Genomic DNA, 13,390 nt, shown 5'->3' on the forward strand with positions numbered 1-13,390 from the left:
GCGCGATGAAATTCGCGGAATCTGCGGCGCTGTCACGCATTGACCTGACTTTGAAGTCGATGCATTGTTGCTACTGCCTGTCCCAGTCCGGTGCGTTGCCGTGACGAGGCCGGGCGGCGCTTTGAGCCAGTGCTGTCGGGGGCCTGGCTGTTGACGGTCGCGCCAAGGGGGGCGGCTACCGGGACGACGACGGATTCACCGCACAACGGTCTTTCCCGCTGTCGAAACCCATTCTCCATCTCCGGGACGACTTCACCTGTACGCGGCGCCGCCGGCCTGCCCTGCGCGCCCGCGATTCGGAGGGTATTCACATGCGAGTCGGCGACAGCCTGCCCAACTACCAGCTGCTGTTCGGTGAACTGGACTTCCGGCCGGGGGACGAGGCGCGGACGGTGAATTCGCCGGCGGCGTACCTGGCCGATCTGCTGCGGCTGCTGGACGAGGAGGTCGACGCCGACGGGGCTCGGCTGCACGAGCGGCGGCCCGACATCCGGGAGATCCCGCTGGACGCCGAGCACACGACCACCGAGCTCCCGTACCTCGACATCGTGGTCGAGATACTCGAACGGCTGGCGGGCCCGGACCCGTACGAGCGCATGAAGACGATGCCCTTCCCGTTCGACAAGCCGTTCGACCTCGCCTACGAAGAGCTTGGAACGTTCCTGAAGAGGCACGACGTCGGGCGGGACGAGATTCCGCGGCTGTTGGGCGCGCAGGCGAAGGAGCTGGCTGAGCGGTTCCTCGGCCTGTCGCCCGAGGTGGTCCGCGTGGTCACGACCTCGCGGCCGGTGGAGGCCGAGCTGCGGGCGTCCTTCCAGGTGGGAAAGGACGCGGCGGGGAAGGCCGAGCAGCTCGGCGTGCTGGCGGACCCGGCGCGGCTGCGCCGGACGGCGGGGCTGTCGGAGGTCGAGCTGACCGGGGTACTCGGCGCGGCGTTCGTCAGGCAGGGCGGCGCGGCCGTCACCGTGGCCGACGGGCGGCTGAGCCTGCCAGGCGGCGCCGAGCTGCTCGGCTGGCTGGACCGGTTCAACCGGTTCGTCCGTCTGGCGCGGCGGGCGGGGCTGTCGTTCGAGGACCTGGACCTCGTGCTGAGCGGCTGCTGCAAGAACCGGCTGGACGCGGCGGCGCTGGGCGTGCTGGCAGCGGCCGTGCACGTCAGCCGCTCACTCGGGCTGCCCATGGACGTCACGGTGAGCCTGGCCGCGCCGATGCCGGCCGAGCTGGAGGTCCGTACGTTCGCCGGGGTCACGGTAGCGGAGGCACTCGGGATCGGGGCCGCGGAGCTGGAACGGCTGCGTGCGCGCTTCGGCGAGGTGGTCACCGGCGAGGCCGGGCCGTCGGCGCTGCACCGGGCGGCGCGGCTGATGACGGTGCTCGGACTCACCGCGGACGAGCTGTTCGACCTGCTGCGGCTGCTGGACGGATCGATCACCGTGCCGTTCGCGGTGCCGTTCACCATGCCGTTCGCGACGCCACGCACGCGGGGCGACTGCAGGCGGATCTTGGCCATGCCCGAGGCGGGGGCGGGGTTATGGCTGGCGCAGGCGTTGCCGCTGGTGGTGCGGTGGATGCGTGACGGCGGACTGTCGGCTCAGGACCTGGCCGAGTTCGCAGGGGGTCCTGCGCAGGAGGCCGTGCCGGGCGAGCCCGTCGAGGGCGAGGAGGAGTTCGCCGCCGCGCTCGGCGAGGCGCTGGCGCTGGTGGCGCCGGGGCCGCGGATGTTCGTGTCGGACCGGTTCAGCGAGCGCGCGTCCCGGGCGATCTGGGACGGGCCCGCCGACGCGTACGCGGCCCTGATCGGGATGGCGCAGATCACGCCGGCCGACTTCGCCGGGCTGGGGCTGGGTGACCGGCTGGCCGTCAAGATCTTCACCAACCTGGTGCTCCGTGGCAACCTCACGGCGGACGGCGAGCTGGTCGAGGTCCCGTCGGAGCTGGCCACGGACTTCTCCCCGCACCATGACAAGGTGGCCGAGCTGTTCGGCGAGCTGGGCGACATGTGTTATCCGTCGCACCTGGAGGAGCTGACCGGGCTGTCGATCGCCCAGCGCGCCGAGCTGTACGACAACCTCGTCTACAACGGCTACATCGACGCCGAGGGCGTGGTGCTGGACGCCGCCATCGGCGAGCTGAACGCCGACCTCGATGACGTCGCGGCCGACGTCATCGAGCTGATCAGGGCCGGCGGCCAGGCCTATCTGAAGGAGCCGCTGAAGATCGATCTGGGTGCGGCCCCTGACGGGCTGCTGGCGAACCTGAAGTACAACGGGTTCATCGACGGCGAAGGGAACTACCGCGACAAGGAGGCGGTGACCGAGCTGGTGGCGGAGGACTTCGCGCTGTCCGCCGAGTTCGAGCCGTACAAGGCGGACGTTCTGGCGATCATGCAGGAGCAGGTCGCCGAGCTGTGGGCGCGGGTCTGCCTCTTCCCGCCGGAGGCCTTCGTCGAGATCGCCGAGTCGGCCGTCGGGCGGCGGATCATCGACGCGGGCGAGTGGGACGATCCGGTCGTCGAGGAGCGGCTGCGGGCCATCGCGGAGGAGCAGCGGCCCTACCGGCTCGACGGTGCGTCGCTGAACGCGCTCGGGCTGGAGGAGGCCGGGGCGCAGGTCGTCCTGGACGCGCTGATCCAGGGCGGGGACCTGGACGAAGAGCTGGCTGTGCCCGAGGATCGCCTGTCGTTCTTCGCCGAGCCCAACAGCGTGGTCGAGTTCTACCTGCCGGGCGTCGCGGACTACAGCGCGCAGGTCTTCGGCCTGCTGAACGCGGTCGCCGTGGCGACCCAGGAGGCCGTCGCGGAGATCGAGGCGGTGCTCGTCACGCAGGAGGAGGCGCAGTCGGCGGCGCTGCTGGCGGTCGCGCAGGACACGCTGGGCGTGCCCGCCACGGTCGTCACCGCGATCTGCGCCGGGGTCGGCGCCGAGCTGACCGACCTGCTGGAGCCGCCGACGACGGCGTACCGGCGCATCAGGGCGTTCGCCAGGCTGGCCGCCAAACTCGGCCTGGACGAGCGCCGGGTCGCGCTCGCCTTCGGCGACCTGCGGCTGGCCGGGCGTTACCCCGAGCCGCTGGCGCTGCCCGACCAGGCCGACGGCATCGACGCGGTGCTGGAGAGCGCGGACGGAGACGTGTACGTCTTCCGCGGCGAGCGATACTGGCGCTTCCACGAGGGAAAGCTCGCGAGCACCGCGCCCCTGGCCACGCTCGTGCCGGGGCTGGCCCGGGTGGAGGCCGCGTTCAGGCACCCGGCGGGGGCCGACTGGCTGGTGAGCGGCGCGCGGGCGTACGTGCGCGAGCCAGGCAGCACGCGATGGGTGGCCCACGAGCAGGTCTGGGGACGCTTCCGCGACGAGTTCGCCGGCGGCGGGAAGATCACCGCCGCGCTGGTGGACGACGACGGGCGGACCTACCTGTTCTGCGGAGATCAGTACGTGCGTTACTCCACCGGGAACTTCAGCGTGGTGGACGAGGGGTTCCCGCGTCCCGCGGCGGAGTTCGGCGAGCCCGGGTTCTTCGGCCGGGACGGCGCGTTCCACGCCTTCGGCGACGAGGCGGGATTCTGGCGCGGGGCCCGTGCCGACGACGGGGAGGAGCCCGGCGCGCCGGGGTTCGACGGGCAGGGCTTCGACGGGCTGGTGGACGCCGCGTACGCCGACCCCACCGGCGTGTACGTCTTCCGCGGCGACCGCGTCGCCCTGCACACGGCGTCACTGGAGAACGAGGGCGCGCAGGCCGACGACGGCTACCCGGTGAAGATCGAGACGCAGTTCCCCGGTGTGCCCGCCGAGTTCGAGAGCGACATCGAGGCGGCCTTCGCCGACGCGGGCCGCGTCGTCCACCTGTTCAAGGACGGCCGTACCGTCGCGCTGACCGGCGACGCGCGGATCGTGCCGACCACGCAGCGGTGGGGGAACATGCCTGCCGCGTTCCCCAGTGGCCGGGTCGACGCGGCGTTCGTCGGCCTGGACGGGCGGACGTACCTGTTCAGCGGCGGGACGTACCTGCGTTACTCCGGCACGGACTACTCGCGCGTGGACCTCGGCCACCCACGCGGGATCGCCGCCGACTGGGGCGGCCTGACCAGCGTCGACGCCGCTTTCGTGCTGGACGGCGAGACGTACCTGTTCGGCGGCGGCCGGTTCGTGCGTTACTCGACCGCGGACTACACCAAGCCTGACGAGGGCTATCCGCAGCCGCTGCCCGGCAACTGGTGGAACCTGCCTGACGCGTTCGGTCCGGAGGTCGACGCGGTCTTCACCTCGGCCGACGGGCGGACTCACCTGTTCCGCGGCGACCGGTACGTCGAGTTCGACGCGCGGCGGCGCTGGTGGTCGGCGCCGCGGAAGCTGTCCGAGCAGTGGGACAGCGTGCCGTTCGCCTCGGTGGACGCGGCGTTCACCGGACGCGACGGGCGCACCTATGTGTTCTCGGGCGAGCAGTACGTACGGTACTCGAGCGGTGACTACAGCAGGACCGACGACAGCTACCCCGCGCCGGTGGCCGCCTTCTGGGGGCGCACGCGCAACAATCTGGCGCGTACCGGGCGGGTGGACGCGGCGCTGCAGGTGGACGAGCACACCTATCTGTTCTCGGGTGACCAGTTCATCCGCTACACCGGCACCACCCCCGACCTCGGCTATCCGCGCGCGCTCTCCGACCTGAAGGAGGAGCCGCGGCTGGGCAGGCTGACGGTGGAGCTGGACGCGGTGGACGCGGCCTTCGCCGATCGGGGGAACGTCTACCTGTTCCGCGAGCACACCTGTCATGTGGTGTCCGACGCGCTGCACCGGACCTACGACGTGCCCGGGGTGTCATGTGCCTTCGTGGAGGACGGTCAGCTGATCGTCGAGAGGCCGAACGGCTGGCGGCGGCAGGGGTCGGTGGAAGGGCTGGGCGCGGTGAGCGGCCCGGCCAGGCCCAGGCTGCTGCGCGAGCTGCCCGAGCGGTTCCGCACCGGCCTGGACGCGGTCCTGCGCGGCACCGACGGCGTCACGTACGTGTTCAAGGGCGACGCCTGCTACGACACGCTCGTCGATCGCGAGTACCCGATCGCCGAGGCGTGGGGCAGGCCGCGCGGGCTCGGCGCGGTGGAGGCCGGGTTCACCGGGCGCGACCGGCGTACCTACCTGTTCAGCGGCGACCAGTACACGGTGGACGGCGGACGGCCACACCGCATCGCCGCGACGTGGGGCGGTCTGACCAGCGTCTCGATCGCGTACGTGTGGCAGGATGCGACCTACCTGTTCGAGCGGCCCGACGAGAACGGGTTCATGCGGTACGTGGTCTACTCGGGCCGCGACTACACCGCGCCCGATCCCGGGTATCCGCAGGTCACCGACGCGTCGTACTGGAACGCCGACGAGGTGCCCCGGGCGGTGCTGCCGGTGGGCGACTCGCTGGTGCTGCTGTCCGGGCTGACGTACACGCTGCCCGACGGGTCGGCGCCGCGGCCGATCGGCCGGCTCTGGCGGGGCTTCGAGGGCACGCTGACCGGCGCGTACGTCGGCGGCGACGGGGCGACCTACTTCTGCTTCGGCGAGCAGTACCGTCGTTACGCCGACGGCGCCTTCGGCCCGCTCACCAAACCGGCCGGCGAGTCGTTCTGGCGGGTGGACGCGGCGTTCACCTGGGCGGGGCGCACGTACCTGATCAGCGGCGACCGGTACGCGCGATACTCCACGGAGGAGTACGCCTACGCCGACCCCGGCTACCCCAAGCCCATGTCCCGAAATTTCCGGAAAGAGTTTCCGGGGCTGGCCGAGTCCTTCGAGGACGCCCTGACCAGCGTGGACGCCGCCGTCACCGGGCGGCGCAGCCTCTACCTGTTCATGGGCGGCCGCTGCCACGTGGTCTCGGCCGGGCAGGAGGCGGTGCTCGAGACCGCCTTCGCCGCGGGCGACGAGGCCGGTTACCAGGCCGACTACGAGGATCTCGCCGGACGGACCCGTCCGCTGGGCGGCCCGCTCGACGCCGCCCTGATCGTCGGCGAGCGCACCTACCTGCTGTCCGGCGGGCGCTACAGCCGCTACACGGGCAACGAGTACATCCGGCCCGACGAGGGCTACCCACGGGCGATCTTCGCCCGGCTCGCCGACGACCTCGCCCTGCCCTCGCCGCTGCCCGAGGCGTTCCTGGACGGGGTGGACGCGGGATTCGCCGGCCACGGCATCCACCTGTTCGCGGGTTCGAACTACCTGCGGGCCGACGCCCCCGGCACGCCGCCACCGGTGTGGGGCCGGGTACGCAACGCGTTCGACCGCACCGTGGACGCCGTGGTGGCCATCGAGGAGGCGGTGTACGCCTTCCGCGGCGACCAGTACGTCCGCTACACGATCGAACCCGACGGCCCGACGGACGGCGGCCCGGACCCGGCAGGCGTCCTGGACCTGGCCGACCCCGGGTTCCCGCGGACGATCAAGGACGACTGGGGCGCCGTGCCGACCACCTTCGAGTCCGGCGTGGACGCCGCGTTCACCCTGGCCGGACGGCTGTACCTGGTGCGCGGCGACACGTACGTCAGTGACGCGGGCCTGGTGCGCACGATCACCGAGGGCTTCGGCGACGGCGCCGACCACCGGCTCGCCGACCTGTTCACGATCATCCGGTTCGCCGCGCTCGGCGCGGCGCCGGCCGAGGCCCTGACGGCCGCGGACGAGGAGCCGTACAAGACGATGGCGGCCCTGTTCGGCTGGGACGTGGCCGAGCTGATGTGGGCCCAACGCACCCTGCCGTCGGAGTCGAACATGGGCTTCGTGCTGGCGGCGCGCGAGCTGTTCGCGCTCGCGCGCAGGGCCGGCGTGCCGCCGTCCACGCTGCCCGGCCTGACCGGCGAACGCGACAGCGTCCTGCGGCGCGACGCGCTGCTGTCGGTCGTGCTCGCGGCCGACCCCGGTCTGGCCGACTCCACCGACCTGTTCGACCGGCAGCTCATCGACGTCGACATGGGCGGCAAGGGCGTCACCTCGCGGATCCGCGAGGCGATCGCGGCCGTGCAGCTCTACCTGCACCGCTGCCTGCTGGACCTGGAGCAGGCGCCCGGCCTCACCGCCCCGGAGACACGGGCGCGGCTGCGCCGCTGGTGGTCATGGATGAAGAACTACCGGGTGTGGGAGGCCAACAGGCGGGTCTACCTGTACCCGGAGAACTACCTGCGTCCCGAGCTGCGTGACACCAAGACGCCCGGCTTCGCCGACCTGGAGAGCGACCTGCTGCAGAGCGGCGTCACCTCCGCCACCGCGCAGCGCGCGTACAAGCGTTACCTGGACGAGTACACCGAGGTGTCCCGGCTGGAGATCGCCGGCGGGTACGTGGACGCCGCCCACGCGGGGGCGCGCGACCTGGTCCTGTTCGGGCGTACCCGCAGCGATCCGCGGCGCTACTACTGCCGTACGGCCACCTTCCGCGACGGCGACAAGCTGTCGGCCACCTGGCGGCCCTGGCAGAAGGTGGACCTGCGCATCGACGCCGACCGCGTCCAGCCCGTACGAGCCTTCGACCGGACCTTCGTGTTCTGGGCCACCGTCGAGGACCTGCCACCCGAGCGGACCGGCACCACGACCATCGCGGTCGTCGAGTCGGGCACCGGCCAGCAGGTGAGCGCACCGGTACGGCACGCGGTCAAGATCTATTACTCCTACGTCAACCTCAACCAGGAGTGGGTGCCCGCGCAGCTGCTGGCCACCGGGTCGTCGACGAACATCCCGATACTCGGCGTCACCCTCGCGGTGCGGCCCGGCCCGCTGCCCGGTGGCGGCGACCACCAGGCCATCATCGCCTCGTACGTGGCCACGCTGGCGGGCGGCGGCAGCATGGGCACGTCGTACGCGCTCACTCCCGAGCTGTACAGCGTGCCCGTGTCCGGGATCGCCGTGCAGCCGCCCACGGGCGACGTGACGACCATCTTCGACGAGCCGGGCGGGATCGACCCGGCTTCGGTGATCTGGTTCAACCGGCCGGCCGGCTTCGGCATGGGCGAGGGCTCCTGGTTCAGCGTGGACCACAAGGGCGGCAGCTTCCTGTGCCGGCCGATCATGCCGGCCGCGGGAGAGCCGGCCGCGCTGGCGCCGATCAAGGGGGCCACCGGGCTGCCCAACTGGGTGCGCGTGGACGCCGCCGTCACGCTGCCCGACGGCACGCGTTACTTCTTCAACAACAGCAGGCGCGGCCGGTTCACCAAGATGGCGTCGGGGTCGAACACCGCGGAGAGGAGCAAGTACATCTCCCGGCACTGGGGTCTCACCGAGCCGCTGCGGCCGTCGGACCCGTCGTGGCCTGGAGTCGAGCCGGATCCCGACGCCGAGCCGGCCGCCACGGCCGCGCCCGAACCGACGCGAGGCGAGTCACGCGGCGAGTCACGCGGCGGGCGCAGGCCAGGGAGGATCGACCTGCCGGTTCCGCACGATCCTCCGGGTCAGCAGGGTGCCTCGTCCGACGGGCCGGGCTGGACCTCGGTGGACGCGGCGTGGGTCGTCGACGACACGTACCTGTTCATCACCAGCGGCACCAGGCTCGCCCGCTACACCCTCGGCCCGGGGTACAGCATCCCAGAGGTGGTCGACCAGGGATACCCGCAGACGATCACCCATACCGTCGAGGCCGTCTTCCGCGGCTGGGCGATCAGCGGCGGCGAGTACGCCAGGGTCGGCGACTGGAAGTGGCGGCCCCTGGCGGGCAACTGGGGCGAACTGCCCGCCGGGATCACCGGCGCCCTGGAGACCAGCGCCGACGTGTACCTCTTCGTCGGCGACCAGTACGCCGTGTACGCCAAGGGCGGCAACCTGCCGCGCCCGTACGAGTACACCGAGGTGCCGCACGACATCATCAGGCTCACCACCAGCACCGCGTACAAGCTGAACCAGCGCCTGCTGGCCGGCGGCGTGCCCGCGCTGCTGGACACCTACACCCAGGAGACCGACGAGCTGCCCGCCTTCGACACCGGCGGCTCCGACGCCGTCACGATCAAGGTCCGCGAGGGACGGGTCAAGAAGGCCTGGCTGCCCGGCCGGTCTCACCTGGACTTCACCAGCGCGAACGGCATCTACTACTGGGAGATCTTCTTCCACGCCCCGCTGCTGATCGCGCAGGCGCTCAACGCCGCCCAGCGGTTCGACGAGGCGCGGACCTGGTACGAGTACGTCTTCGACCCCACGCAGCCCGGTCAGCCGTGGCGGTTCCTGCCCTTCCTCGGCGCGGACCCGGCCGCGCTGGCCGACGCGTTGCGGGCGTACGGGGATCCGGCGCTCGCCGGCGCGATCGCGTTGCTCGACTCGCTCGTGCCGGTCTTCCGTGGCGGCGCGGCGCTCACCGACGGGCAACGCAGGGACCTCGCCGCGCTGGCCACGCTGCCACCGGGTGAGGAGCTCGCGCTCGCCATGGAGCTGCCCCGCGTGTACGACGTGACAGGCGACGTGGACAGCCTGCGGGAGGCGTACCGCGATGATCCGTTCGACCCGCACACGATCGCGGCGCTGCGGCCGGTGGCCTACCGGCGGGCGGTGGTCACCGGGTACATCGACAACCTGCTCGACTGGGGCGACCAGCTCTACCGGCGCTTCACCCCGGAGAGCGTGGACGAGGCGCGGATGTTGTACATCTTCGCCCACGACCTGCTCGGGCGGCGTCCGCAGGAGCTGCGGCCGATGCCCCTGGACGCGGCCATGGGCTTCGCCGAGCTGGAGAAGGTCTCGGCCTCGGACGAACTGTTCGGGGAGCTGGCCAGGGTGCATGCCAGCATCGGGCACCCGTACTTCTTCGCGCCGGTCAACACCATGCTGCTCGGCTACTGGGATCTGGTCACCGACCGGCTGACCAAGATCAGGGCGTCGCTGGACATCATGGGCATCAGCCGGCCGCTGCCGCTGTTCGAGCCGCCCATCGACCCGATGACGCTGGTCGCGGGCGCGTACGCGGGCGAGCTCGACGGCGTGAGCGTCACGCCGGCCGCCGAGGTGCCGCAACACCGGTTCGCCTACCTGTACCGCAGGGCGCAGGAGCTCACCGACCGGGTCTGCCAGTTCGGGGCGAACCTGCAGGACGTGCTGGAGCGCCAGGACGCCGAGGCGCTCAGCATGCTGCAGTCCACCCAGGAGACAGGCATTCTGGAGCTCACCCGCGCCGTCAAGGCAGCGCAGATCGTCGACGCCGAGGAGACGCTCGCCGGCCTGCGGACCGGGCTGGCCGGGGCGCGGGCGCGCATGATCCACTTCCAGCAGGTGATCGACGCGGGTGTCACGCCGCTGCAGGTCGCCCAGCTCTCCATGATGGCCGCCGCGTCCACCGCCCACTTCACCTCCAGCGGGCTGCGGATCGGCGCCTCCGTCGCGCACGGCGCGCCGCAGGTGCTGGTCGGCCCGTTCATCCTGGGCACGATGGCCGGCGGCGACGAGATCGGCGACGCCCTGGACAGCGTCGCCGGGATCGCCGAGTCGCTGGGCGAGGGGCTGTCGGTCCTGGGCGAGCTGCTCGGCGTACGCGCGGAGCAGGAGCGGGCCATGCAGGACAACCAGCTGCAGCTCGCCATCGCCACCAACGAGAGCGCGCAGATCGAGCACCAGGTCACCAGCGCTGAGGCGCGGCTGGCCATCGCGCGGCGGGAACTGGACATCCTGCACCAGCAGATCTCCGACCAGGAGGCGGTGACGGCGTTCCTGCGGGAGAAGTTCACCGGCGCCGACCTGTACCAGTGGATGTCGGGCCGGCTCGCCGGTCTGTACTTCCAGACCTACGGGATGGCGGCCGACCTGGCCCGTGCCGCCGAACGTGCCTACCAGTACGAGCGTGGCGCCACCGGCGGCGTGATCACTCCCGCGCACTGGGACAGCAGGCGCAAGGGCCTGCTCGCCGGGCAGCTGCTCGCGCACGACCTGGACCGGCTGGGTCAGGCGTACGCGGCAGGGGACGGGCGGCGACTGGAGATCACCCGGCAGATCTCGCTGCTGGAGCTGGATCCGGTGGCGCTGCTCACGCTGCGCACGACGGGCAGTTGCGAGTTCGCGCTCACCGAGGGCTTCTTCGACCGCGACTTCCCCGGCCACTACCGCCGCCAGATCCGCACCATGGCCATCACGTTCGTCGGCGCGGACGGGGCGACGTTGCCGCTCAACGCCACGCTCGGCCAGGTCACGCACCACACCCTGCTGACCCCCGACCCGAAGGGCGTGCAGTACCTGCTCACCCCGACCGGCACGCCGCCGAGCAGCGTGCGCACCGACTGGCGGGCGGGCCGGCAGATCGCGTTGTCGCAGCCGCCCGAGGGCTGGGAGAACAACGGTCTGTTCGAGCTGCGTTACGACGAGGACCGCTACCTGCCGTTCGAGGGCACGGGCGCGGTCTCCGCCTGGCGTCTCACACTGCCCGGCCTGCGTTCCGCCGACCACCCCGCCGGTCTGTTCGACGCCAAAATCACGCTGCGGTACGAGGCGGACCACGGTGGCGAGACGTTCGCGGCCGGGGTGAAGGGGCTGCTGCAGCCGTACGACGCGGCGCGGTTCATCGACGTCGCAGCGGAGTTCCCCGAACAGTGGGAGTCATTCACGGACACTCTCACCCTTCCCCTGTCCCCCGCCCTGCTGCCGGACCTGTACAACCCGCAGATCACGGGCATCTACCCGGTGTACGACCCGGGTGCGTCCGGCGCCGCCCAGTTCGCCGTGCACGGCAACCCGCTGGTCGACGGCCGCCTCCTGCCCACTCCCGGGCTCCCGGCCACCGCTCCCCTGGTGCTCACCTTCACCGGTGACCGCTCCGCCCTCGCGGGTCTGCGACTCGCCCTCCTCTACCGCGCCCGCTGACCAGGACGGATCACGACCATGAAGAGAAAAGCCAAGTCGGTGTCCGGGCCGAAGAAGAAGGCGAACCAGAACACGGGCGACTTCCAGCCCAACCGCGTACCCGTCACCATCGACACGGACTCCGACACCGGCACGGGCGCGACCGGCGGCGACAGGACGCCGCTCACGATCACGCCGGTCCGGACGACGGACCGCGAACCCAGCACGATCACCAAGCCCAAGCAGTCGTTGTCGTTCCTGACCCCGCCCATCTCGCTGACGACCACGAACCTCGACGTGGACCCGCCGAAGCCCACCAAGAAGCAGAAGGCGTCGAAGGACGATCTGGGCACCAGCGCCCTGGCCCTCGCACAGAGCATCATGGAGGGCACGGAAGAGGGGTCGTCGACGTACGACTACGCCCAGCAGATGCACGAGCTCGTCACGCTGGCCGGCATGCAGGTGATGAAGAAGTTCTCGCCCAAGCAGCTGACCCTGATGGCGAAGATTCTGCTCAAACGGCAGACGATGGCCGTCGAGGGCCCTGACCAGACGGTCGACGAACTCACCGCGACGGTCCGTGACTACCTCCTCGCCGTCCGCCCGAAGGCGGACGCGTACGTGCTGCCGGGGTCGAAGAAGAAGGGCATGGACACCGTGTCCTCGAAGCAGCAGGCCGCCGAGACGAGCGCCTGGCTGGACGTGGCGCTGTCCGTCCTCGGCCGGGACGGCTTCGACGACGGCGGCAGACTGGTGTGGATGCGGAAGAACATCGACAACCTGCTGAAAGCGATCGCCGACGGCACGGCCACCGTCGAATGGGCGGAGCTGCGCGGCTACATCTTCCAGATCAACAAGACGCTGGCGGCACGCAGCAGTTATCTGCTCAGGGACGTCGAACTACCGATCACCATCCCGGATTCCACCAAGGGGAGATCGGTGGACAGCATCGAGCTGGTCTTCACCCCGGGAGAGCCGGAGCCCGCACTCTGCTTCTGCGAGTACAAGGGCTACGGCACCGATCAGACCCCCAGCAAGGACTTGACGCAAGGCTTCGACGAACAGCTCAACGACTACGTCAAGAAGCTCTCGCTGCCGGCCCAGCCCTGTCACCTGCGTTACGTCTTTCCTGGCGCGGCCCCCGATTGGGTGCATCCCAAGCTCCGCGCCGCCGCTGAGAGGCTGCAGGCCGCCGGGAAGAAGGTCTACATCACCGAGGGATCCGGCACCAGGGTCGTCGGAAAGGAGAAGAACTTCTTCGGCAAGCCGACGAAGCAGATCACCACCACCACCTCCACCGACTCCCCCGTCATCACGCCGCGGGCAAGAGCCGCCTCGACCCCCAGCGTCGTCGTCAAGGAGAAGGTGACCCCGCCCAAGAAGAAGCCCCCGGCCAAGAAGAAGGCGACGAAGAAGGATGAGGAGATCGCCGGGCAGGGCAAGCTGGACGCCTTCTGGCCGACCGCCAAGGTGCACCCGCCGGCCTCCACTCCCCCGCCGGGCGACCGGCCTCGCAGCACGTCGACCGTCCTGACCAAGAGCCCGTGGACCTGACCCCGCACAAGGTCCTCCTCGGCCGCCACTTGCCGATGCAGCACCAGGGACACATCACGTGCGACCAG

2 protein-coding genes are annotated in these 13,390 nt (G+C 70.9%); both read left to right on the plus strand.

From position 1 onward, the window contains the following. The first annotated feature begins 281 nt into the window (after positions 1 to 281). Complete coding sequence (locus tag ACNF49_RS39650; protein ID WP_498703871.1) at positions 282 to 11,789, plus strand: Tc toxin subunit A-related protein; 11,508 nt, start codon at positions 282 to 284, stop codon at positions 11,787 to 11,789. A gap of 18 nt (positions 11,790 to 11,807) precedes the next feature. Continuing rightward, positions 11,808 to 13,322, plus strand: a complete 1,515-nt coding sequence (locus tag ACNF49_RS39655) for a hypothetical protein (protein ID WP_482940907.1) — start codon at positions 11,808 to 11,810, stop codon at positions 13,320 to 13,322. Positions 13,323 to 13,390 lie beyond the last annotated feature (68 nt).

This window comes from Actinomadura sp. ATCC 39365 (genome assembly GCF_054392275.1).